The following is a 23538-nucleotide window of genomic DNA, read 5'->3' on the forward strand; positions in this document are numbered from 1 at the left end:
CAGCGGGCCTGCATCCTTGCCCGCTCAGCGGGCACCCAAGGCAACCTTCATAGCGACCGGGCGCACTTTGCGAAACACCAGCACATTGCCCAGCATCACGAACAGCAGCCCAACCAGCGCTGGCGCCGTCCATTGATAGCCTTCGGCGAATGCCGAGACGTTCAGCGCCACCACCGGGAACAGGACCGTGCAATACGCTGCTCGCTCTGGCCCCATGCGGCCGACCAAGGTCAGGTAGGCGGTAAAACCGATGACCGAGCCCGGGATCACCAGGTACAGCAGCGAGCCGACATATCGCACGTTCCATTCCATGTCGAATGGTATGCCGTTGAACAGGCACCATACCGCCAGCATCGTCGCCCCATACGCCATGCCCCATGCATTGGTGGTCAACGGCTTGAGGCCGGCCTTCTGTTGCAGGCTCGAAAGCATGTTGCCCGCCGAGAAACACAAGGTGCCCAGCAGCGCCAACCCCAACCCTAGCAACGTCTGCGGGCTTGCGCTGTGGCCAGCCAGTTCCGGCCAGAACAGCAGCCCCAACCCCAACAATCCCAAGGCTCCGCCCAGCAAGACATTACGGGCGATCCGCTGGCCGAAGAACACCCGGGCATTCAGAGCGTTCCATAGGGTTGCGGTGGAGAACACCACGGCGATCAGCCCACTGGGAATCCACTGGCTCGCGGTGAGGAAACACATGAAGTTGACGCAGAACAGGCACAGCCCCTGCGCAACGCAAATCAGGTGGCCGCGCCGGTTCATCACTTGCAGGCGCCGGCTGAGCAACAGCATTACAAACAGGATCAGCGCTGCAAGACCGAAGCGGTAGACAATCGACACAGGGATGGCAACGACGCCTAGCTGCAACTTCAGGGCGATCCAGGTAGTGCCCCATATGAGCACGGTGAGCAGATACAACGAAAGGTTCATGACGGTAACTCCTGGCATTGGCCTCCAGTGTCATGCCGACACCTGCTCCGCGCTTGCGCAAACTTGCGGTTTTTACCGATGACGGGCTGGCACCGGGCATTCGACAGAGTAGGATGCAAGCGTTGGAGAACCGATCATGGCCACGCTGCAAACCCTACAAGTCTTCCAAGCCCTCAACAGCTCGCCCAATGCTCGCCTCGAGCACAGCGCCGAGCTCGGTGACGGCATGGCGGCTGCCTTGTGGAGCAATCATCACGACGCCCGGGATTACGAGGCGCCGACTCACCATACCCTGTCATGCTACATCGCCGGTGGCACCGGTACGTTTCGTCGCGAGCGGCCCGATACCACCGGGGCGCCGGGCAAGCTCTGCGTCTTGCCGGCCGGGCATGAGTCGGCGTGGGTCATCAATGGCGATATCCGTCTTGCCCATCTGTATTTCAGTTCCGAACAATTTGCCGTCGGTTGCGTCACTTTGCTCGACCGCGAACCCCGGCAGGTGCAGTTGCACGAGGCGACCTTCCTTGACGACCCACAGCAAGCGCGGCGCTTTCATCAGTTGATCAGCCTGAACTGGGAAGAGCCCGCCGAACGCCTGCTCTGCACCAGCCTGGCCCACGACCTGCTCGGTCATCTGCTGCTCAGCCAGGTCAGCCCGCGCCAGGGGCTGCGCTTGAAGGGAGGGTTGGCGCCTCATCAACGGCGTCTGCTGGTGGACTACATCGACAGTCATCTGGGCGAGGCCGTCAGCCTTGGGCAACTGGCAGCCCTGTGTGCCTTGTCCGAATACCATTTCGCCAGGATGTTTCGCGAGAGCTTCGGGCTCCCGCCCCATCAGTATCTGCTGGCGCGGCGCCTTTCACGGGCACGACACCTGCTGCGCACCACCCCACAGCCGTTGGGCGACGTGGCGCTGGCCTGCGGATTCGCCAGCGCGAGTCATTTCGCCAATCGCTTTCGCCAGTCCCTGGGCGCGACGCCCGGAGAATATCGGCAGGCATTTTTGCGCTGAACGTAAACGGGCCTGCGATTGCAGGCCCGTTTTCAGTCAGACGTCTCGATAGACGGAAGGATCAGCCGTTGAGCGCGGCTCGTTCGTTTTCCAGGAATTCTTCCTCCAGCATTGCATCGGCCAGGGCAATCGATTCTGTCTGGCCATTGCTGGCGCCACGCTTGCCGCGCAATTTTCCGAACAGATGCTCCAGCTTATGTTCCAGCTTGGTGGCAGCACCTTCGATGGCAAGTTCCAGCGATTCAGCCTTGTGTGTCACCGAAATTGGCTGATGGCCTTTTGGCCGGGCCTCAAGCTGGCATCGCAAATCGTGGGGACCAGGCTTGTCGCCGTTCTCATCCCCCAAATGAACCTCGACCCGTGTCAGGTCTTCTTCGTAACGTTCGAGCGTGCTTTCAATGGTAGTACGTACCCACTCCTCCAGTCGGATGCTGCTTTGAATATGGTTATCGCTGTTGACTTGGATTTGCATAGTTCATCCCTTATTTCGGCTAGCTCGCCAGGGGCCCATCGACGTTAGCGCAACGGCCCCTTGAATACAGAGTCGGGCTGGCAGCGGAACAATTCAAGCCCCAAAAAAAGATAAATATTCATTTGCAAATAAAGCCGGACAATCGCCAGAAGCGCTGTTAATGTCGGGAGTTGCCTCGCCCCGCATCCCTCCCGACAATCCTCTCTTTAGCCTGCACCGCAAGGGAACATCCGCCCCTCGCTGCCCTGAAAAGGGCTACGCCCAGACCTGCATCGCAGAGCATTCGCCAGCCCGCCCCCCGGCTCATTGGTCCGAAGTTATTCCGGCATGCGCCTTGCAAACTTCATGGCGGAGCTGCCGCAGGCAGGGATCTACCGATCCATCGCCCGCCCGGCCCCTCGATTGCTGGATGAACACGAACATGGAATGGCCGACGGTCCGGTGTTGCGAACTAATCCCGATCAAGGCCGGTCAACAACTGCACGTTCAATCAGGCGGTGACGCATCATGGACAATCCTTTTCAGATCATTACGGACGCCTTCGCGCCGCAATACCAAATCAACCTGAGCATCCAGGGCCTGGATGGCAGCATCATGCTGACCCTGTCCAAGGGCGGGCGCATCGTCGCCAAGCGCATGATCAGCGCCCAGCAACGCAACGATCCGGAACGGCTTCGACGCCTGGTGCAAAGCATCCAGTTCGGCATTGCCATCGAACAGGGCCATAGCGCCGTAGCGATTCTCGAGGCCATGACCGGCGGCGACAACATCAAGGTGCCACCACCGCAATCACAAGGCCCGGCACCCTCCGCTGTCGGCGTTTAGATCTCGCCTTTCTCAACCTCCGAATGCTCGCTGGAACCCGCACCGATCCTGCGGTGCGGATGTTCGATCTTTACCGACGGAAACTGCGACGAGGCGTAGCGCACCACCAGAATCGCAAACGCCAGCAACAAAATGCCGCCGCACAGGTAGATGATTCCCAGGTCCGGCGGGCTGTGGTGGGAGACGTTGGAAATCAACAGCCGCGTCAGCGCGGTGATTGCCACGTAGATCAGGAAACGCACCGGCATGTGGTTGGTCTTGAAGTAAATCCCGACCATTGCCCCCAGTTCCAGATAGATGAACAACAGCAAGATATCGTCGATCTTGATGTGCCCCACCTCGATCATCTGCATAAACTCCATCACCGCCGCCCAGGCGGTCACCGCACCGATGGCGAACAACGCCAGGTAATGGAACGTCTCGACGAACAGGTTGCCCAGGGATTCGGCCAGTTGATGCACGTTCTGGCGCAGGTTCTCGGCCCAGTTGATTTTCACGATGTAGTTTTCCTTAGGTCGACTCGACCGGATGATGCGGGATGGACGTGACGGTTTTCTGCATGCAGAAAAAAGGCCATTGTCAGAGATGAGATGGCGATGGGCTGGTATTCGACACGTGCTGACCTGAATCGGCCACGCCGAGCACCAACATGGCGTGCGCGACAAGTCTGGAAACCGGTCTACATTAAAAAGCCACTACCCAAAGGGAAAGGATTCGCTTATTCTTTGCCCTGTATATAAATACAGTAGTCACACAGACAAACCAATGTGAAGGCATGTGAGGTGGTGAATGGCCGTCGAAGTGGTATACCGCAGCAGCCGAGATCTGGAGCGCTTGTTCATGGATAAAGCCGAAGCTGACCGTCATGACAAAATGCTGGAGCTCGCCGAATTGCTGGCCGAGGTGTTGCAAAAAGCCGTTCCATCGCTGAGCGAGCAACAGGTGGAGGAAGCGGGAATCTACATGGCGAAGAATCGCGATGTATTCGCCAAGGCATTCAAGAGCCAGCCGGACGCCCTGTCCGAATTGCTCAATCCGTCGGACGAATGAACCAACAGATCGCAGCCTTCGGCAGCGCGTGCATTAGATATTCCATGCACACGCTGTCGAAGGCTGCGATCTTTTTTTATCGGTACAACAAACGCTCCGCCAATTCGTCGGCCACTCGGGCCGGCGAGCGTTTTTCCGCCTGGGCGTGGGCGTAGACTTCCGTGAGCCGCGCACCGATCTTCGACAGGTGCGCGGTGATGGTTGACAATTCTTCACCGCGGTGCTTCAGGGCGACGTAGATCAGGCCGCCTGAGTTGATGACGTAGTCCGGGGCATAAAGGATCCCGCGCCTTTCCAGCTGATCAGCGACTTGCAGATTGCTCAATTGATTATGAGCCGAGCCCGCCACCGCCGAGCAGCGCAGTTGCGCCACGCTGTGGCTGTTCAACACGCCGCCGAGACCGCAGGGCGCCAGGATGTCGCAAGGGGTACTGAGCAAGGCATCGTTGGCGATGGGATGAGCGCCCAATTGTTCCATTGCCAATTGGACCTTGCCGGGATCGATGTCGCTGACCAGCAATTCCGCGCCCGCTGCGTGCAGTTGTTCGGCCAGGGCATAACCGACATTGCCCAGGCCCTGGATGGCAACCCGCAGGCTCTCCAGGTTATCGCTGCCCAGGCGGGCCATGGCCGTGGCACGGATGCCGGCGAAAACGCCCATCGCCGCGTGGGGCGCCGGGTCTCCCGCGGCGGTGGTGCTGGTGACATGACGGGTCTGCTGGGCAATACAATCCATGTCGGCCACGGACGTGCCGCTGTCGATGGCGGTGATGTAGCGTCCGTCCAACTGCTCGATGCAGCGCCCGAAGGCTTCGAACAATGCGGCCCGGCTGTCGACATGCGCCGGACGCATGATGACCGCCACTCCCCCACCCACGGGCAAACCAGCCAAGGCGGCTTTATAGCTCATGCCTTGGGCCAGGCGCACCGCATCCGCCACGGCACTTTCGTCGTCGGGGTAGGAAAGATAACGACAGCCACCCAGGGCAGGCCCCGGACGGCTGCAATGAATGGCAATCACCGCCTTCAACCCGGTTGCCGGGTCTACGCTCAAGTGCAGCGATTCAAGGCGGGAGCTTTGCATGAGAGCAAACATCGACAGGCTCCCGAATCACTTTTGTCTGTTTCGCCAGTATAGGCGCGCGGTCGAAATTTGCTGGAGCACGCCGGAATAAGCCCAAGTGTCGCGCAGCTTTTTAGGCATAACCTGTTACTGCGTATTTGCGAGACTGGACGAAAAGCCACGGCAGAGCTAAAACGAGGCATAGTCCGGAGACTGTGATGAAGCCGCGCCAAGCCTTTTTTGACTGTCTGCACCGTTCCCCACCGGCGTTGTTCGAAGCCGCGCTATGGATTGCCGCCGAACACGATCGAGAGGTGGACGTACCGGCGTTGCTGCAGGTGTTTCAGGAGCTGCAACGGCACGTCAGCCATGGCCTGCCCACGCTGCCGGCCAGCGAACTGGGCCAACCGTTGCTTCGACGCCTCAATGATCTGGGTTTCGCACAGGACGATTCCGCCCCGCTACGCCCTCGCGCGGCGTTGCTGGACAAGGTCCTGGCGCGCAAGCACGGCCAGCCGCTAGCCCTGGGCCTGATAGCCTTGGAACTGGCTCGCGGCTTGGAAATCCCGCTGGCGGGCGTCAACTTTCCCGGCCACTTCCTGTTGCGGGTGCCCGGCGCCGATCATCTGCTCGACCCATGCGGTGGCCGTCGGTTGTACCCCAACGATTGCCGGGAATTACTGCAACGCCAATATGGCCCGAACCTGCAACTCAAGGCTGAACATCTGATCAATGCCGAGCCGATGCAAATGCTGCAACGGTTGTCGCGCAACCTGCGGCAATTGCATCTGGCCAATGATGATTACATTGCGGCACTGATCGACGCCGAACGCGTCTTGGAAATGGGCAACGCCAACGCCGCCGACTACCTGGCGCGCGCCAGCCTCTATCAACGGCTCGACTGCCCCAACGCCGAACGTTTTGACCTTGAGCATGCCTTGATGCTCAGTGAAGATCCAATTCAACGGCTGCGCTTGACCGAGCGACTGGGGCATCTGCCGCCCAATTCGATTGTGCATTGAAGAGCTTGCTCGCGACGGCGATAGGCCGACTTATGCCAAATCAGGCAGGGGCATCGGACTGGTTCGCCGGATGCGCCCGCTTAAAGGCCTCATGCCCAGCCGCCAACGCCGCGACACGGCGGATTCGCGGGTAGGCTTGCAATGAAACATTGAACCGCTCGGCGGCGTACAGCTGCGGAATCAGGTACACATCCGCCACGCCAGGCAATTCGCCGAAACAGTAGCCGTTGTCACCAATCAATTGCTCCACCGCCGTCAGCCCCTGGCTGATCCAGTCCGCGATCCACTCAGTCACCTGCGTTTCATCGTGTCCCCATTTGCGCAGCTTGTTGAGCACACTGACGTTGTGCAGGGGATGGATATCGCAACCGATCAGCGCCGCGACGCCACGTTCATGGGCGCGGGTCGCAAGGTCGCCGCTGAACAGCGGCACCTGTGGATAACGTTCCTCCAGGTATTCGATGATGGCCGGCGATTGCACCAGCAGCGCCCCCTCATCGGTGCGCAGCGCCGGTACCCGCCCCTGTGGATTGATTGCCAGGTACGCCGGCTGGCGATGCTCGCCCCCCGGCGCGGCGATCAGGTTGACGGGCAGGGCCTGGTAATCCAGGCCCTTGAGCGCCAAGGCAATACGCACTCGGTAGGACGAAGTGGAACGGTAATACGTATAGAGTTCCATTCCCATGCCTCACCGTGCCGACAGGATCTTGCCGCGGCACTCGCCGAAGCCGATGGACGCGACGCCCTCGCGGCTGCAACGGGCGCGCAGGATGATTTCATCGCCATCTTCCAGGAACTTGCGGACTTCGCCAGATGCCAGTTCGATCGGCTTCTTCCCGCCCTCGGTGATTTCCAGCAGGCTGCCAAACTGACCGCTTTGCGGTCCCGACAGCGTACCCGAGCCAAACAGATCGCCCGCTTTCAACTGGCAGCCGTTGACGCTGTGGTGCGCAACCATTTGCGCGACCGTCCAGTACATGTATTGGGTATTGCTCAGGGTCAGTCGATGAGCCGGCAGGTTCTGCTCACGCATGGCTTCGGTCAGCAGCAGCACTTCCAACTCGATGTCGAATGCCCCTTCAGCCTGGTCACGTTTGTCCAGCAAGTACGGCAACGGTTGCGGATCGCCCTCGGGACGCGTTGGCTGCGGACGGCGGAACGGTTCGAGGGCTTCGGCGGTCACGACCCATGGCGAGACACTGGTCAGGAAGCTCTTCGACAGGAACGGCCCCAGCGGCTGGTATTCCCAGGCCTGGATATCCCTGGCCGACCAATCGTTGAGCAGGCAGAAACCGGCAATGTGCTCGGCCGCGTCGCCGATGGCGATCGGCTCGCCAAGGGCGTTGCCTTTGCCGATCCAGATCCCCAGTTCCAGCTCGTAGTCCAACCGCGCGCAGGGGCCGAACGTTGGCTCGGCCTGCCCAGCCGGCAAGGTCTGGCCCTTCGGGCGGCGTACATCGGTGCCCGACGGCCGGACCGTCGAGGCACGTCCGTGGTAACCGATGGGAACGTATTTGTAGTTAGGCAGCAGCGGATTGTCCGGCCGGAATAGCTTGCCGACATTTTGCGCATGCTCAATGCCGACGTAGAAATCCGTGTAGTCGTTGATTTTCGCCGGCAGGTGCATCTGGCAGTTCGCTGCCAGTGGCAGCAGCTTTTCACCCTGGGCCACGATCTCGTCCCGCCGAGGGCTGCCCTCACGCAGCAACTCCAGCAACTGTTCACGCAAGGCAACGCGGGCGCCACGGCCGAGGTCGAAGAACGCATTCAACTGGCCGTCTTCCATCGCCCGGATGGCTTCGCCCGCAGCGCCGTCGAACAGGCCTGCTTGCAGCGCCGCCTGCAAGTCGAAAATCCGATCGCCGATGGCAACGCCGCTGCGCGGGGATTCGCCAGCCGGACTGAAAATACCCAGCGGCAAGTTCTGCAAGGGAAAGTCGGCATGGCCGTTGGCGGAGTCGACCCAGCTACGGGTGGATGAAACTTGAGTCATGGATTATCTCCGGGTCGGGTCAAAGGTGACCGGCAACGAGGCCCAGCAGGCATCGTAGTCCGTTTGCAATTGTGGGCAGTCCAAGGCGAAACGGCTCGGGCGCAGCACTTGGCTGGTCTCGAACATGAACGCCATGGTGTTGTCGATTTTTGCCGGTTTGAGTTCGGCATTGATGGCCTTGGTGCAAGTTTCGCCGTCGGGACCATGGGCGCTCATGCAGCTGTGCAGCGACGCGCCTCCCGGCAGGAAACCTTCAGCCTTGGCATCGTAGGCGCCCTGGATCAGCCCCATGAATTCATTCATGAGATTGCGGTGGAACCAAGGAGGACGGAAGGTATTCTCGGCCACCATCCAGCGCGGCGGGAAAATCACGAAATCGAGATTTGCCAAGCCATGGACGCTGGTGGGCGACGTCAGCACGGTGAAAATCGACGGGTCCGGATGGTCGAAGCTGACCGTGCCGATAGTGTTGAAACGGCGCAGGTCATATTTATATGGCACGTTGTTGCCATGCCAGGCCACCACGTCCAACGGCGAATGGTCCAGTTCGCAGGTCCACAGCTCCCCGAGAAATTTCTGGATCAACGTAGTGGGTTGGGCGAGATTTTCGTATTGAGCGACCGGCGACAGGAAATCCCTCGGGTTAGCCAGGCCATTGCTGCCGATGGGCCCCAGGTCCGGCAGGCGCAACGGCGCACCATGGTTTTCGGCGATATAACCGCGAGCCTGGGCGTCGAGCAATTCGATGCGGAATTTCAAGCCACGGGGCAACACGGCGATTTCCAAGGGCGCCAGTTCCAGCACGCCCAACTCGGTGGCAATCCGCAACCGCCCTGATTGCGGCACGACCAGCCATTCGCCGTCGGCATTGAAGAAAACCCGCTCCATGGAACGGTTGGCCCGGTAGTGATAAATACTGATGCCAGCCGGTTTGTCCGCGCCAGCGTTGGCGGCCATGCGCACCAGGCCGTCGATGAAATCGGTCGGTTCGCCGGGAATTTCGAGGGGGCTCCAGCGCAGGCGATTCGGCGTGACCTCGCCCAGCGGGCCGCCGGCCAGCTGATGTTCCAGCCTGGTAAAGGCCGGATGGTTGGCCGATGGCCGGATGCGGTACATCCAGGTTCGCCGCGCTTCGCTGCGGGCCATGGTGAAGGCGGTACCGGAAAACAGTTCGGCATACAGCCCGTACGGCGCTTTTTGCGGCGAGTTCTGGCCAACCGGCAAGGCGCCAGGCAGCGCTTCGCTGGAAAATTCGTTACCGAAGCCAGACTGATAAAGCACGTCCGACGGCGTGGAATCGAGGTTCATGGAGCCTCCTGAGATGCGGCCCGTCACTCAATGAAAAACTTGAGGCGTACCGGGTTGTTTTTATCGTAATCCAATTACGCACAACGTAATTTGCTCGGCGACGACCGTCAAGCTATAAAGACGCCCATTCGCCCTACGGACCCGAACCTCCATGGAAAACCCGCCCGGCAACGGTAAACAGAAAGTCCGCTCCGCTGAGGTCGGCACCGATATCCTCAAGGCCTTGGCCGAGCTGTCGCCGTCCACGTCGCTGTCGCGCCTGGCCGAACACGTGCAAATGCCCGCCAGCAAGGTCCATCGTTATCTTCAGGCGTTGATCGCCAGCGGATTTGCCGAACAGAACACAGCCACCAATCACTACGGCCTGGGTCGCGAGGCCTTGCGCGTGGGCTTGGCGGCGTTGAATGGCATGGATGTATTGCAGGTGGCAGCCCTGCCCTTGGCCGAGTTGCGCGATGACTTGAACGAAACCTGTTTCCTGGCGGTATGGGGTAACCACGGTGCAACGGTGGTGCGGATCGAGCCCGCCGTGCGGGCCGTGACCGTGGTGACGCAACTGGGCTCGGTACTCCCTTTGCTCAGCTCATCCACCGGGCTGGTTTTCAGCGCCTATCTGCCGGAGCGCGAGACCATCGAGTTGCGCGACCAGGAAGTACGCGCCACCCACGGCCATGTCCTGGCCGACGAGCAGGCCTATGCAACGCTGTGCGAACACATCCGCAATCGTGGCCTGCATCATGTGCATGGTTTGCTGATGCCCGGAGTGGATGCGTTGTCCGCACCCGTGTTCAACGCCATGGGCGACGTCGCGGCGGTGATCACGATTGTCGGCCCGACATCGCTGTTCCACGCCGATGATAACGGCCCGGCGGCGCAGCGCCTGTTGGCGGCGACCCGGGCCGTAAGCTGGCGAATGGGCTACGAGGGCGCCCCGGGATCAGCCCAGCAAGTGCGGCACGATCCGGATCAGTAGGTCGTTGAGGTGGCCAGTGGTCAGCTGCGGATGAGCGTGCCCGGCTTCCCCGCTGAAGGCCACCGTGTACACGGCCTGATGGTCGCCCTTGGCATGAAAGGGAATATTGTCATCATCGAAGTGAGCCAAGAGATAGTCCGCCAACTTCTGCGATGAGGTTATCACCCGGCCGCCAAGACCGTCGGGCGCAAAACCGGTGACATAGGTTTCATTCAGGTCGATGCCTGGCAGGTGGTCCTTCAGGATCGACTCAAGGTCCGCAACGGCGAGTGACTTCAGGCCAGGCCGGGATAGATCCATCGAGGGACCGTCAGTCAGGCTGGAGACGATATCGATGACGATCCTCTCAAAGCCGATCACGTCCAATCCCTTGATCCGATCCTCAGCGGCGAAAGAATAACGCTTGCTGAAGACTTCACTAACACCTTGGGTGTAGTGAGGGGCAAGTTGTTTTTCAACGCAAGCCAGCGCTTCATCAAACAAGGTGACGGAAGAAACCACCTCGGCGCCAGAAACATCAGTCAGCGTGTTCAAATAATTTTTGTGGGGATTGACTTCCAGCCCTTCCAGGGCCTCTCCCAATAACACCTGCACAGCGAAGTCCACTCGCGTTTTCTTGAGGGCGACGAGCCTTTGCGAATGTGAAGCAAACAATGGAGCGTACATAAAACTTCCTTGTTCTGTATCGAATCAAACTTCCTGTTCGATTCTTGAATTGACGACACTCGTTACGGTGCCGGGGCAGCTGAACTTCAGTCGAACCAACTTCAGCCCGGAACTTATACACCAACACGCTTCGACCTTTCCCCGATGATATGTAAGCGGGCGTAAGTTCTTTATTTAATTCATCACGCCCAAGACCTTGGCTTTGGCGACAGCTTGTGTACGTCGTTGCACGCCCAGCTTGCTGTGGATGCGACGCGAATGGGTTTTTACTGTGTGCAATGAGATGAACAGTTGTTCGGCGATCTGTTGGTTAGAATAACCCTGTGCAATTAACTCGAGCACTTCCAACTCACGGTGGCTGAGCACGGTTTCCTCGGGCACCGTGGGTGGCGGTTCGAGTTGTTCACCGGATTGGGCGGCGCGCACCAGATCCGGTTGACGCAGGCACAGCTCGCGCAAGGCTTGTTGCGCCCGCCAGCAGGCAACCCGCTCAAGCCCTTCTTGCATGAGAGCACGCGCCTGGGAGCGATCGGCCGACAGCCAGACGACTTCCGCCAATACCAGTACCAGTTCGGTCTCCAACCCATGCATTTCGCAACGTTGCGCCTGGGCGATCATTTCCCGGAGCCGGGCCTGTGGTTCCTGCGCCCGGTGCAGATAGACTTCGGTCAGCACCAGCAAGTATTCGAGGCGCGGAATCAACTCCAGGGTCGCTGGCGGCGCGTGCTTGGCCTGCGGTCCGCGAAAATGCCGCAACACTCGGGTCAAGACTTCATGGGCCAGTTCCGGGCGCCCCTGCTGCAGCCAGAATTGACAGCTGACTTGCAGCAGTACACCACGGTATACCGTCTCGGGGATGTGCCGCTGTTGCATGATCCGTTCGGCGTCGCGAAGCTGCATGAAGGCTTCGCCATAGTCGCCCTGGTTGGCGGCCAGGCTTGCCTTGCCGAGAAAGCCATAGAGCACTTGCTTGTCCTGGCTGCGCAAGCCGGCTTCGAGCCCTGCCTGAAAATGCTCGCCAGCCTGCTCCTCAAGCCCCATGCGCAACGCCAGGCGTCCCCGCCGCAAGGCGATACGTCCCAGCAACGCAGAGAAATCCTGCCCTGGTTTATCGAGCAACGCCTGAACAGCGCCCAACAAGTGGTCGGCCCGGTGAGGCGCGCCGCGCTGCTCCAGGATTTGCGCGTGGTCCAACTCCAATAGCCCTTCGAACACCAGCGAGCCCCCGGCGCGCGCGACACATAGCGCCTGGCGATTGATCGCCTGCGCCAGCGCCAATTCACCTTGAAGCAGCGCCTGTTGTGTCTGGCCAATCAGGCACAGCACCTTGAGGGCCCAAGCCTCCGGGTCCAGGCCGGCCTGGGCCTGGAAAAAATGTTCGCGCGCCTGTTCGCCGTCTCCGCGCAAGTGCAACAACCAGCCACGCAAGACCTGCCAGCGGGCAATCAGCTCTCGCTGCTGACAAGCCAGGGGTTGGGGCAGGAGCCTGGTCAGCTGTTCGATACAGCCTTCAGCCTGGTCGAAGCGTCCGGCGAAGAGCAAGGCGGTCGTGATCACCCCGACCGATTGCGCGGTTCCGAGCGACAGCGCTTCGCCCTGCTGGTCATGGAGGGCTAGCAGCAATTGGGCATTGCTGCCTTGCAGGACATGTTCGAAATGAAAGTGTTGCAGGAGACTGACGGCGGTCTCGAATTCCCCGGCTTGCATGGCCTGTTCGAATGCCATCGGCCAGTCCTGCTCGGCCGCAAACCACTGGCAGGCTCGTCGATGCCAGGAGCGGCCTTGTGGCCAGGGCTCCTCACGCACCAATCGCGCCAGGGGCGGGAAAATCCGCAGCCAGTCCGATGACTGCTCCGAGGGTTCGATAAAGCATCCCAGGTCCAGCAGCAACGGAAGGCATTCGGCGCCCACCGTATCGCCGAAAAGATGGGTGCAAAGCTGCCCGTTGAAGCGCGGCAGGTGCGCCAGCACGCGCCAGGCCTGGGCCAACTCCGGGGTCAACGTACCGAACAGTTCGTATTCAAGGTAATCCAGCAAAGTGCCGGGCCGCCCCGGCGTTGCGTGCCGGCGTGCCCATTCACAGCGTTCGAGCAAAGTGATGCGCACGCCGGCACACCAGCCGCCGCTACGCTGTATCACTTCCCGGGCTGTGCGCGCTGCCAGCGGGCCGGGCAGATGCACCAGCAGTTGCTGGACATCGTCGCAAGAAAACGCGAGGGCCGGGGCGTCGACTTCATATAATTCGTCATCGAGCAACAAGCGTGGCCAGTTGCAATGGGGACGACGGCGTCCATTCAACCACAGGTGCAATGCCGGGCTGCTGGTGCTCAACAAACGGTCAAGCAACAGGTCCAGCTCAGGATTGGGCGTGCGGCAATAATCGTCCAGGAACAGCCACGTCGGGATTTGTAAACGCGCCAGATGAGCCAACAGGCTCGTCTCATCCGTCACCGGCAGCCCGAGGGCTTGCGCCAGGCATTCGCACAGTTGCGCGGCGTCCATCACCGCGCCCGCCAAGGGTAGCCAATGCAAGCGGCACCCCGCGGGCGCTTGCAGGAAACACTCGGCGAACAATGCGCTCTTGCCACTTCCCGCCGGTGCGCAAAGCAGTTTTACCCGCGCCTCGGAAACCAACAGGGGCTCGCTCAACGACCTGCGCGGCACGTGTGTCGAAGACAGGCGAGGCAGCAGCCCTGGACGGTCCGGACACGGGGTCATGGCGGTCATTGCGAGGTCCCTTTTATTGTTGTTCCTTCACCCTAGACCGGTGTCGACCACCTTAGGAGAAGTATTCAGCGCGCTGATTGGCGGCCATAAAAAAAAGACCGGCAACTCGGTTGCCGGTCTTCCTTTCGCTGTCCCGCCAGTGGGCTTACCGGACCCCACTCGAACGCAACGCCGCCGGGGTATAGTCAGCCGCCCGAGCCTCGAACCCATATACGTAGGCGTGTTTCTCTTCGTTCTTCATGCCCAGCGCGATGTAGCGGCCGGCGATGATGTCGTAGAGCGCCTCGAGGGTGTAGCCCGGGTTCTGATGGTCGTAGTAGAACTGGGCATGCCCCTCTGCCACGCGCCACAACTGGCCGCGACCGTCGTAATGGTCCACCAGCGCCGCTTGCCAGCTGTCCTCGTCGATGTACATGTGACGCTTGGCGTAGATATGCCGCTCGCTCGGCTTGACCGTCCCGACCACTTCCCACACCCGGTGCAATTCGTAGCGGGTCAGGTCCTGGTTGATGTGGCCGGCCTTGATCACGTCATCGTACTTGAGGCTTGGCGAATCGAGCTTGTAGCTGTTGTACGGGATGTACATTTCCTTCTTGCCGATCAGCTTCCAGTCGTAGCGGTCCGGCGCGCCGGAGAACAGGTCGAAGTTATCGGAGGTGCGCAAGCCGTCGGCGGCCGTCCCCGGGCCGTCATAGGCCACCTGCGGGGCACGTCGTACCCGGCGCTGGCCGGCGTTGTATATCCACGCCAGGCGCGGTTCCTTCACCTGGTCGAGCGTCTCGTGTACCAGCAGCACGTTACCGGCCAGGCGCGCCGGCGCCGTGACCTCCTGCTTGAAGTAGGTCAACACGTTGCTGGCTTTTTCCGGGTCGGCGTCCTTGATCAGGAACGGCACGGCGATCTCTTCTTCGAAGCGGATCGGCGTGAAGCTACCGTTGGTCTGTGGCGTGGCCTGGGTGATGACGCGCCGCAGGTTACCGCCGTGGTACCGGGTGATGTGGTTCCACAGCACTTCCACGCCGTTTTTCGGGATCGGAAACGCGTAATACCGGTTGCCGGTGAAGTTGGCCAGGCCGTTGCCGTCGTTGATGGCGTTCACATTGAGCGCGCTGCGCTTGGCCGCCTCATAGATCTCCGGCGGCAGGCCGACACTGCGATGTGTCGGGTAGACCGGGATCTTGTAGGTTTCCGGGTAGCGCTTGAACATCGCGACCTGGCCGTCGGACAGCTTGTCCTTGTATTTGTCCACGGTCGCGGCGGTGATGGTGAACAGTGGTTTTTCATTGGCGAACGGATCGGCCAGGAAGCCTTTGCTGTCCACGGCGCCAGCGTTTTTCGGAATGCCGCCGGTCCAGGCCGGGATCGAGCCGTCAGCGTTGCCGGCCTTTTCCGCGCCCAGAGGCGTAAGGCTGGTGCCCAGCTTGTTCGCTTCCTCCGGCGAGACCGCCGCCATCACGTTCACGGCCAGCAGGCTCAGGGCCAGGGCACCGCATTGCAGGATCGTCTTGCGCATTGGGTTTTCCTTGTCAGCCAGATCAGAAGTTCACGCCGAAGCTCAGCGCGAGGAAGTCGCGGTCTTCGAGAACGTTGTAATCGCCGCCGAAGAAGTCGGTGTAGCTCAGACTGGCGGTGTAGGTATTGCGGTAATCGGCATCGACGCCGACGCTGACGGCCTTGGCGCCTTCGTTGAACAGGCCGTTGGGCCCATAGCCGGCCACATCGTGGGACCAGGACACGTTGGGCTTGAAGTTGACCCCGCCGATGACGTTGGAGTAGTCGAGAATCGCCCGAGCGCGGTAGCCCCAGGACGTCGACGTGACGAATCCATCGGTGTCACCGTTGAAGCCGTACTGGCCATAGACCGAGTCGCGGCCGTAACGCAGCTCGTCTTTCGACTCGAGACCACCGACATGCACGACCGCCGCCTCGCCTACCACGGTCAGGCGATCGGCGCCCAATACCTGGTCGAAGAAGTGGGTCAGGGTGCTCTGGAGCTGGGTGACTTCCTTACGCCGGTAGCCGGTATTGTCGGCGCCCGGCGAGGTGGCGATGGGGGATGCGGCGCCACCGGCGATCGGGTTGACCAAGGCGAGCGTCAGGTCATTGGTGTTGACCTGCACCGGTGCATTGGGGCGATAGCTGATCTCGCCGGTCCACGCAGTGCCTGTCGGCAGCGTGGTGGAGAAGCTCGCCCCGTACAGGCGGATGTCTTCAGGGTATTCAAGATAATACCCACCGCGACCCAGCATTACGCTTTGTGCCAGTCCCGCGCCGCTGCCCGGAGCAATCCCCTCGGCTATCGCAATCATGCCGGGCAGCGCGGACAACGTGGACAGTCCGGCCGTAGTGGTGCCCACGGTAGGCGTACGACTGTGGTAATTCATGAAATACAGGCCGTACTCGGTATCATCGCCGAGCCAGCGCAACGCCGTCCCCCACTGGCCGGAATCCCGCGCATCGCGGTCACCGCCGCGAGGAATCACAACCCCTTCGCTGGTCACCTGGATGCCCTGGCCAAATGCCTCGGTCAGCGGCACGAACGGCGCAATCGCCGGGCTGCCTACGGTGTAACCAGTGGTGCATCCATCCGCCACCACATCGTTGCCGAAGAACGTACCGCAGTTATCGACGACCGTCTGGTCCCACTCTATCTGGTAGAAACCTTCGACAGTGAGCTTGTCCGTCAAGCCCTGGGAAGCAAACAGCATGTTCACCGGGATCAAGCCTTCCTTGATCTCCGCGCCCGGACGACGGAACGCAGACACGTCCACCGGGTTGATGCTGTTGATGGAGTTACCGATGAAGGTACTTTCACCCCAACTGACCACCTGCCTGCCGGCGCGCACGGTGCCGGGCAAATCGGCGATGGAATAGTTGTGATAGACAAAGGCATCGAGAATCTGCGCGCCCGATGACTTGGCGCCTTCTTTGCGATTGCTGTCGCTGATGTCCTTGAACTCCCGGTTTTCGTCCTTGAGTTCGAAGTCGTACCAGTACTTGCCGCGCACGAACACACCGGTGTCGCCGTACTTGAGTTCCAGGTCGTGCAAGCCCTTGAAGATTTTCGAGAAGGTCTCGCCTTTCTTGAAGTTAAGTCGCCCATCGTCACCGGTGGAGGATTGCCCCCTCCCCCCGTTGACCGTACCGACCAGATCCTTGTCGGCATCGCGCATGCCCCAGCTCGCGCCGACGGACAGAGAGGAGTCGAACTGCCCCTCGATCTCGCCAATGTTGAAAGAAACGGCCTGCGCCTGGGCACAGCAACCCAAGGCCACCGCGACGGCCAGCGCCTGCGGCTTGAAGATGGCGCGCATTGTTATTGTTGTCATGCGTCTTCCCCGGTGAGTGACAGAGCCTTCACCCTACTGCCGCCGGCATTGGGCGATAAGCGCACCAAGGGGGTATTCGCGCTGTACCCCAAAAGGATTACTGCCCGTGCGGGAACGGCTTATGCGGCAAGCATGAACGGACTGGATGAGGGGTCATCAATGCCGCGCATGACCAACATGGTGCCCTCAACTGTTGCGCGCACTGCAACAGTGCATGTCCGTAACCGGACTGTTTCCTACAGCCTGCGCCTACTATGCTGGCCGGGCTTGCAGGACAACGGGCCCGCAAGCACAAGTCGCCTGGCGTCCCCCGCGCCTGACGCACCGTCATTCGGATGGATTGCGCATCAATCCATCGTCCCCGTGTACAACTGACGTTGATTTGTAGCTCCTTTCCAACGTCATGCTTAGGCCGCTGCTTTTGCAGCGGCCTTTTTTATTTGTAGGTTATTTTTCTCGATAAAAACTTCTCGATTCCTACAACACCTAGGTAATCCCTCAGCTGCCGAGTTTATTTAATTAGCCATTATCAATTTCGCGACGGGACCGCCAGGAATAGCTATTTCGGCCATTCAAATTCTTCCTACCTATCTAACTCTCACTGCCATTAAAAAATCCTCAAGCACCTAGCGCCAGTTCCTACAACAAACCGAGAACCCAACTACGCGCACATAAAAATTTCACTGTTACGCTGAAGTCAATCGCAGCACTTCGCTTCGATTTTCATCAGTGGATTATTGATATGCAGATAAACAATACAAGTTATCGCTCAAAAAAAAGTTTTAATAGCCGCATTCGTTTTCTGGTCTTCCATTACACAGCCGGCAACTTTGCCTCTTCCATCACCGCACTGACCGGTCCTTCGGTCAGTGCTCATTACCTTATCCCCGACTTTGCCGACCCCACTTACTTGAAGGCTGGCTTCAAAGAGCCACAGATCTTCAACCTTGTAGACGAAAACCAGCGGGCCTGGCATGCCGGTGTGAGCAGTTGGGGCAACCGCAGCAATTTGAATGACACTTCGATTGGCGTTGAAATTGTCAACCTGGCCACCGACAACCAAGGCCAATTTACCTTTCCGCCCTATAAGGCCCAGCAAATCGAGGCCATCGAGTATTTGGCATCCGACATTCTCAAGCGATATCCGGACATCAGCCCGGTCAACGTGGTGGCGCATTCGGACATCGCTGCGGGGCGAAAAAGCGACCCGGGCCCGATGTTTCCTTGGCGCGCGCTGTATCTCAAGGGAATTGGGGCTTGGTTTGACGATTGCACCCAGAAAACTTACATGCAGGCATACCAAACCCAGGGAATCCCGCTTCGCGAACAATTGCTGGGATTATTCAGGAGGTATGGCTATGACACGTCGGCGGCCACCACAACCGTAGGCTTTCAACGACTCGTACGCGCCTTCCAACTGCACTTCCGCCCGGCCAAGTATGACGGTGTGATGGACATCGAGACCGCCGCGAACCTGGCTGCCCTGGTGAAGAAATACTTCCCCTGAACCGGTCACCGCTGCTGACGGCAACCGGTCCGGGCGATGGGTTTAAACGGCGTAACGCTGCAGGTTAGCCATCATCTCTTTCAAGGCTTCGAGGTTGTCATTCGGGTGAACAGCATCCTGGAAGTCGCAGATCTGCTGCCAGTGGGCGGCGACGTCTTGCGGCGAGAAACCTTCGCGCGGGTCGAACCCCGCGCCGAGGCTGCGCTCCCAGCGCACCTTGCCCATCCAGCCGCCGCCCACTTCGAACAATCCGGAGGTTTCCTGGCAGGCTTCACTGGCCAGGTACACCACCAGTGGGCTGACCAGTTCAGGCTTGAGTTGCTCGAACACTTGAGGCGGGATCAGGCCTTCGGTCATGCGGGTGCCGCCGGTGGGAGCGATGGCATTGACCAGGATGTTGTTCTTGCGACCTTCGATGGCCAGGGTGCGAGTCAGGCCATAGAGACCAAGCTTGGCCATGCCGTAATTGGACTGGCCAAAGTTGCCGTAGATGCCGGACGTGGAAGCCGTGAAGATTACCCGGCCATAATTCTGCTCGCGCAAATGCGGCCAGGCCGCACGAGTGACTTTGTAAGCGCCTTCGACATGAACGCGATACACCAGGTCCCAATCGGCATCGTCCATTTTGTGAAAAGTCTTGTCTCGCAGGATACCGGCGTTGTTGACGACAACATCAACCCTGCCGAACACGTCGAGGGCGTTCTGTACTAGCTTGTCGCCATCGGTAACCGAATCGTGATTGGCTTCGGCAACGCCGCCGGCTTCACGAATTTCACTGACCACCCGATCCGCCGCCGAAGCGTTGGCTCCCTCCCCCTGCGCCGAACCGCCAAGATCGTTGACCAGCACTTTTGCGCCATGCCTGGCGAACAACAGCGCATGGGCGCGACCCAGGCCGCCACCGGCTCCGGTGACGATCACGACTTTATCTTCGAAGCGCACAGAATCATTCATGGGCAGAACTCCAACAGGCCGATAGGACATTGCCACGAGTCTCCTGTACAAGCCGACCAGTCACAATCAACAAGGGAGAAAGTGAATAGCAGCCGATAAGGTGCAGGGATGATGCCCCGGTTGCGCTACGTCGCCCTGAAGGCAAGCGTCAGGAACACGCCAGTTGCCGGGAAGGCGCAGCGATGGCTTCACGAAACGCGAGGTAATGCTTGAGCACCTGTACAGGCGCCTCGGTGTGGGGGTAGTGACCAATATCGGGCAACAACACTGTGTCGGCGTTGGGAACCAGGGCTTGGTAGCGCGCCACCATATGCGCGCCGGAAATGGGATCGAACGCCCCATCGATCACCCGCATGGGCACCTCGCCGCGCTGCATCGCCTTGACCCAGCGATCACGCTGCACGCGCCGCTCCGGGATATAGGCAATGAGTTTGTGCATGATCCGAGGCCCGCGATGGGTTTCGACCAGGCTCCAGTAATCATCCAGTTCACTCTCGGTGGGAGCAGTCCAAGGGCCGAAGATCCGTCGGAAACTCTTGACCAGGCCATCCCTGGAAAACGCCCGGCCGATCAGCCAACCCAGAGGGCTGAGCAACAGTTTTTGCATCAGCACCGGACGATGGGTTTCCGGGAATAAACCGCCATTGAGAAAGGTGCAACTGGCGACATTGGCGCGTGCCTCGCCATGCCGGGCGATGAGCTCCTGCGCCACACTGTCGCCGTAGTCATGGGCCAGTATATGGATCGCTTGCGTCACATTCAGGTGGGCCAGCAGTGCCTGTTGCAGATCGGCCTGTTCGAGCAGGCTGTAGACATGGTCCACTGGCTTGGCGGAGTCACCAAAACCGAGCATGTCGCAGGCAATCACCCGATAACGTTGTGCCAGCGGCTGCCAAAGGTAGTGCCAATCCCAGCTTGCGGTAGGGAACCCGTGGATTAGCAGCAATGGCTCGCCGTGCCCCGCAGTCCAGTAACGGATAGCGTGGCCACGAAACATGAACGTCTGGCCGCGCTGGCGCCAGATACGCAAGGGGATCTGGACCATGGGCATCAGCTCTTATAACTCGGATCTTGCAGGTCGAGTTTGCGCAGGAGCGCCGGCCAGGCCAACGCGCCTCCCATGCCCTGGGCGCTCTTGGTCACGCCGGCCACCATCGCACGGGCACCGGCCAACACCTGCGGCTCGATGGCAATCAGCTCGGCGCCGCCGGTCTGGGCAAGGACCTGGATTTCGCAGGCTCGCTGGAAAATGAACATCATCAGGAACGTATCGGCAATCGTCCCGCCGCAGGTCAGCAGGCCATGGTTGTGCAACATCAGGAAGTTGTTCTCACCGAGGTCAGCTTGCAGGCGGACTTTTTCCTCAGGATTCAAAGCCACCCCTTCATAAGGGTGGTACGCCAGGCTCGACAGTACGAACAACGACTGCTGGCTGATCGGGAGCACTCCTTGCTTCTGCGCCGACACCGCGACGCCGGCGGCGGTGTGGGTGTGCAGCACACACGCCACGTCGTGCCGCACCTCGTGAATCGCGCTGTGGATGGTATAGCCCGCGGGGTTGATCTCGTAGGGGCTGTCCATCAGCTTGTTGCCAGCCTGATCGATCTTGACCAGGTTCGAGGCGGTGATTTCCTGGAACATCAAGCCGTACGGATTGATCAGAAACTCTTCCGTGCCAGGCACCTTCGCAGAGATATGGGTGAAGATCAGGTCGTCCCAGCCATGCAGCGCGATCAGCCGATAACAGGCCGCCAGATCGACTCGGGTTTGCCATTCGGCTGCACTGACCTGATCCCTGATGCCGGCTGCCGATTGAAGGGACGCTACGCTCACGGCTATGACCTCTCTCTGGCTTCTTGTTATAAGAAAACGTCCACTTCTTCGTGAACAAGAAAACCAGTCTAGTCAGCTCCAGCGAGGGCGGTAGTTGCATTGGCAGCCAGCTTACTGGCCGAGCGGGTCACATCAGGCCGGCTTCAATTTGCCGATCAACTCCTTCAGCCAGGGTTCGGCATCCGACTCAGGCGTAACGCTTTCACTGGCATCCAAGCGCAACATAGGCAGTACTTGCTGCACGCCCAGCTCGGCGAACAATTCACACATCTGCTCGCCGCCGCCGCAGAACGTGTCGCCATAACTGGCATCACCCAGGCCGATGACAGCGCCAGGCAAGCCGCGGAACGATGCGGGCAACTGGTCGCGAATCATTGAGTACAGCGGCATCAGGTTGTCCGGCAGCTCACCCATGCCCGTTGTCGACGTTACGGCCAGCAACGCTTGTGGTCCGAAGGACAGGATATCCGCCAAGGTTGCCCGCGGATTAAGGAAGGTTTCGAAATCGGCATCACGCAACATTGTTTCGGCGTGGCGGGCAACTTCTTCGGCCGTGCCGTATACGGAGCCGGAAAGAATCGCGACTTTCATCAATCTGATCCTGAAGCTGAATAGAAGACCGCAATAGTAACAGGCTGCGGGTAAAAGCTGCGATTGACTCTCAACACCAGATAAGGGCAAATAGACATCGATCGACGTTCCTTTTTATAAAGCGTTTATTCGGCTGCTCAACAGGGAAGGTTTCATGATCAACGCTCATCTGATGCAATTGGTGATCAACGCTTCGAACGACGGGATCGTCATCGCCGAGAAGGAAGGCGAAGACAACATACTGATCTACGTGAACCCTGCATTCGAGCGGCTGACTGGCTATAGCAGTGACGAAATCCTCTACCAGGACTGCCGTTTTTTGCAGTCGGGTGATCGCGACCAGCCTTCCCTCGAGTTCATTCGCACAACGTTGAAGCAAGGCGGCTCCTGCCGGCAGATCCTGCGCAACTACCGTAAGGACGGCACACCGTTCTGGAACGAGTTGTCGCTGTCCACGGTGAAAAACGAGGCTGACGGCCACACCTATTTCGTCGGTGTGCAAAAAGACGTAACGGCCCAAGTGAAGGCTCAACAGCGCATTACCCAACTGGAAGCGGAGTTGGCTGAAGCACGGGAAACCGTCGCGCGCCTCCATGCGACGAATGGCGAAAACAAAACCCCGAATTAGCGGTCAGTCACTACAATCACCGGTGAAAGTAATCTTTTTCGAGCACCTTATGCAGCGCGACGCCCTTCTCACCCAGGATGAGCTGGATTTCATCCGGACCATGCAGCACAACCCGCAGTTGAACGAGCGGGATGTCACGTCGAGCTTGCTGGTAAACGGTGGTTCGCAGATCCGTGATCTGCTGACACGCCTGGCGGCGAACGAACAGGTCACGCTGCAGGCCAATTTCGAAAACCAACAGATGACCTTTCCGTTACAACTCGTCGAAGATGAATTCCACGCGATGCACCTTCGCCTGGGTGTGCCGAGCATCTATGAAGAGGGGCCGAAGGTGCGCCCGTGGCGCCTGACGCTCGATGAGCCAGTCGCCCTGGAGAACGCCAAGGGCCAGCCGGGGCCCTTATGGGTGCACGAGGTCTCTTGCAAAGGCGTATTGCTGGAAATACGCAATCGCACCAAGCCGCCCAAGCAATTCGCCCTGTGGTTCAGCCCGTCTGGCTATGAAAGGATTTCTCTTCGCGGGACTTTCGAACGGGAAACAGAGCAAGGCATGTATGCCTATCACCTGGCCCAGCATGACCAGGACGAAACCGAGCGCCTGCGCCAATACATCCTGCAACAGCACCGCCTGACTCATCCGGCGATGCACTTCTAAACG

At 59.7% G+C, this 23538-nt stretch carries 23 protein-coding genes; 8 read left to right on the top strand and 15 right to left on the bottom strand.

What is annotated here, in order from left to right:
• Window positions 1-24: 24 nt before the first annotated feature.
• The gene (locus tag ACLK1G_RS11050; protein WP_420765469.1) at window positions 25-927 is read right to left on the bottom strand and encodes a DMT family transporter; all 903 of its coding nucleotides are present in this window, start codon (window positions 925-927) and stop codon (window positions 25-27) included.
• 136 nt (window positions 928-1063) lie between these two features.
• On the opposite strand from ACLK1G_RS11050, the gene ACLK1G_RS11055 reads away from it, so the two are divergent.
• Window positions 1064-1939 (top strand): AraC family transcriptional regulator, encoded by an 876-nt coding sequence (locus ACLK1G_RS11055; RefSeq protein ID WP_420765470.1) that lies wholly within the window; start codon window positions 1064-1066, stop codon window positions 1937-1939.
• 61 nt (window positions 1940-2000) lie between these two features.
• On the opposite strand, the gene ACLK1G_RS11060 is transcribed toward ACLK1G_RS11055, so the two are convergent.
• Window positions 2001-2411: an HPF/RaiA family ribosome-associated protein gene (locus tag ACLK1G_RS11060; protein ID WP_039591615.1), complete on the bottom strand. Its 411-nt coding sequence runs from the start codon at window positions 2409-2411 to the stop codon at window positions 2001-2003.
• A 507-nt stretch (window positions 2412-2918) separates the two neighbouring features.
• On the opposite strand from ACLK1G_RS11060, the gene ACLK1G_RS11065 reads away from it, so the two are divergent.
• On the top strand, window positions 2919-3236 hold the full coding sequence (locus tag ACLK1G_RS11065) for a DUF3509 domain-containing protein (RefSeq protein WP_420765471.1): 318 nt from the start codon (window positions 2919-2921) through the stop codon (window positions 3234-3236).
• Here ACLK1G_RS11065 and ACLK1G_RS11070 read toward each other — a convergent pair.
• Window positions 3233-3733: a phosphate-starvation-inducible protein PsiE gene (locus ACLK1G_RS11070; protein ID WP_420765472.1), complete on the bottom strand. Its 501-nt coding sequence runs from the start codon at window positions 3731-3733 to the stop codon at window positions 3233-3235. The genes ACLK1G_RS11065 and ACLK1G_RS11070 overlap by 4 nt on opposite strands.
• A gap of 292 nt (window positions 3734-4025) precedes the next feature.
• On the opposite strand from ACLK1G_RS11070, the gene ACLK1G_RS11075 reads away from it, so the two are divergent.
• Entirely contained in the window at window positions 4026-4286 is a 261-nt protein-coding gene (locus ACLK1G_RS11075) for a YebG family protein (protein WP_003205410.1), read from the top strand.
• Window positions 4287-4362: 76 nt separating this feature from the next.
• Here ACLK1G_RS11075 and ACLK1G_RS11080 read toward each other — a convergent pair whose 3' ends face one another.
• On the bottom strand, window positions 4363-5382 hold the full coding sequence (locus tag ACLK1G_RS11080; protein ID WP_420765473.1) for a Glu/Leu/Phe/Val dehydrogenase family protein: 1020 nt from the start codon (window positions 5380-5382) through the stop codon (window positions 4363-4365).
• Between the two features lie 185 nt (window positions 5383-5567).
• On the opposite strand from ACLK1G_RS11080, the gene ACLK1G_RS11085 reads away from it, so the two are divergent.
• Window positions 5568-6371, top strand: coding sequence for a SirB1 family protein (locus tag ACLK1G_RS11085; protein ID WP_420765474.1), 804 nt, complete (start codon window positions 5568-5570; stop codon window positions 6369-6371).
• 40 nt (window positions 6372-6411) lie between these two features.
• Here ACLK1G_RS11085 and maiA read toward each other — a convergent pair whose 3' ends face one another.
• From maiA to hmgA, 3 genes are read right to left on the bottom strand one after another with little or no spacing between them, the layout of a single operon-like run.
• Entirely contained in the window at window positions 6412-7050 is a 639-nt protein-coding gene (gene maiA, locus ACLK1G_RS11090) for a maleylacetoacetate isomerase (protein WP_420765475.1), read from the bottom strand.
• A gap of 9 nt (window positions 7051-7059) precedes the next feature.
• Entirely contained in the window at window positions 7060-8364 is a 1305-nt protein-coding gene (gene fahA / locus ACLK1G_RS11095; protein ID WP_420765476.1) for a fumarylacetoacetase, read from the bottom strand.
• Between the two features lie 3 nt (window positions 8365-8367).
• Window positions 8368-9672 (bottom strand): homogentisate 1,2-dioxygenase, encoded by a 1305-nt coding sequence (gene hmgA / locus ACLK1G_RS11100; protein WP_420765477.1) that lies wholly within the window; start codon window positions 9670-9672, stop codon window positions 8368-8370.
• A gap of 151 nt (window positions 9673-9823) precedes the next feature.
• On the opposite strand from hmgA, the gene ACLK1G_RS11105 reads away from it, so the two are divergent.
• Window positions 9824-10645 carry an IclR family transcriptional regulator gene (locus tag ACLK1G_RS11105; protein WP_420765478.1) on the top strand — a complete coding sequence of 274 codons (822 nt, stop codon included), beginning with the start codon at window positions 9824-9826 and terminating at the stop codon, window positions 10643-10645.
• On the opposite strand, the gene ACLK1G_RS11110 is transcribed toward ACLK1G_RS11105, so the two are convergent.
• From ACLK1G_RS11110 to ACLK1G_RS11125, 4 genes are all read right to left on the bottom strand, one after another.
• Window positions 10610-11311 (bottom strand): hypothetical protein, encoded by a 702-nt coding sequence (locus ACLK1G_RS11110; RefSeq protein WP_420765479.1) that lies wholly within the window; start codon window positions 11309-11311, stop codon window positions 10610-10612. The two genes, ACLK1G_RS11105 and ACLK1G_RS11110, sit on opposite strands and share 36 nt — an antisense overlap.
• 174 nt (window positions 11312-11485) lie before the next feature.
• A complete protein-coding gene (locus tag ACLK1G_RS11115; RefSeq protein ID WP_420765480.1) occupies window positions 11486-14038 on the bottom strand; it encodes a LuxR C-terminal-related transcriptional regulator in 2553 nt (850 codons plus the stop codon).
• A gap of 145 nt (window positions 14039-14183) precedes the next feature.
• Entirely contained in the window at window positions 14184-15551 is a 1368-nt protein-coding gene (locus tag ACLK1G_RS11120; protein ID WP_420765481.1) for a DUF1329 domain-containing protein, read from the bottom strand.
• Between the two features lie 22 nt (window positions 15552-15573).
• Window positions 15574-17367 (bottom strand): DUF1302 domain-containing protein, encoded by a 1794-nt coding sequence (locus ACLK1G_RS11125; protein ID WP_420765482.1) that lies wholly within the window; start codon window positions 17365-17367, stop codon window positions 15574-15576.
• 742 nt (window positions 17368-18109) lie between these two features.
• Here ACLK1G_RS11125 and ACLK1G_RS11130 point away from each other — a divergent pair.
• Window positions 18110-18874: an N-acetylmuramoyl-L-alanine amidase gene (locus ACLK1G_RS11130; RefSeq protein ID WP_420765483.1), complete on the top strand. Its 765-nt coding sequence runs from the start codon at window positions 18110-18112 to the stop codon at window positions 18872-18874.
• 42 nt (window positions 18875-18916) lie between these two features.
• On the opposite strand, the gene ACLK1G_RS11135 is transcribed toward ACLK1G_RS11130, so the two are convergent.
• From ACLK1G_RS11135 to ACLK1G_RS11150, 4 genes are all read right to left on the bottom strand, one after another.
• Complete coding sequence (locus ACLK1G_RS11135) at window positions 18917-19828, bottom strand: SDR family oxidoreductase (RefSeq protein WP_420765484.1); 912 nt, start codon at window positions 19826-19828, stop codon at window positions 18917-18919.
• Window positions 19829-19976: 148 nt separating this feature from the next.
• Window positions 19977-20879: an alpha/beta fold hydrolase gene (locus ACLK1G_RS11140; RefSeq protein WP_420765485.1), complete on the bottom strand. Its 903-nt coding sequence runs from the start codon at window positions 20877-20879 to the stop codon at window positions 19977-19979.
• Complete coding sequence (locus tag ACLK1G_RS11145; RefSeq protein WP_420765486.1) at window positions 20879-21661, bottom strand: class II aldolase/adducin family protein; 783 nt, start codon at window positions 21659-21661, stop codon at window positions 20879-20881. The genes ACLK1G_RS11140 and ACLK1G_RS11145 overlap by 1 nt, the downstream gene beginning before the upstream one ends.
• A 132-nt stretch (window positions 21662-21793) precedes the next feature.
• On the bottom strand, window positions 21794-22252 hold the full coding sequence (locus tag ACLK1G_RS11150) for a flavodoxin (protein ID WP_420765487.1): 459 nt from the start codon (window positions 22250-22252) through the stop codon (window positions 21794-21796).
• Window positions 22253-22406: 154 nt separating this feature from the next.
• Here ACLK1G_RS11150 and ACLK1G_RS11155 point away from each other — a divergent pair, with 154 nt between their 5' ends.
• On the top strand, window positions 22407-22880 hold the full coding sequence (locus ACLK1G_RS11155) for a PAS domain-containing protein (RefSeq protein WP_420765488.1): 474 nt from the start codon (window positions 22407-22409) through the stop codon (window positions 22878-22880).
• A gap of 49 nt (window positions 22881-22929) precedes the next feature.
• Window positions 22930-23535 (top strand): hypothetical protein, encoded by a 606-nt coding sequence (locus tag ACLK1G_RS11160; protein ID WP_420765489.1) that lies wholly within the window; start codon window positions 22930-22932, stop codon window positions 23533-23535.
• Window positions 23536-23538 lie beyond the last annotated feature (3 nt).

Source organism: Pseudomonas algeriensis, from assembly GCF_048847255.1.
Classification (GTDB): Bacteria; Pseudomonadota; Gammaproteobacteria; order Pseudomonadales; family Pseudomonadaceae; genus Aquipseudomonas.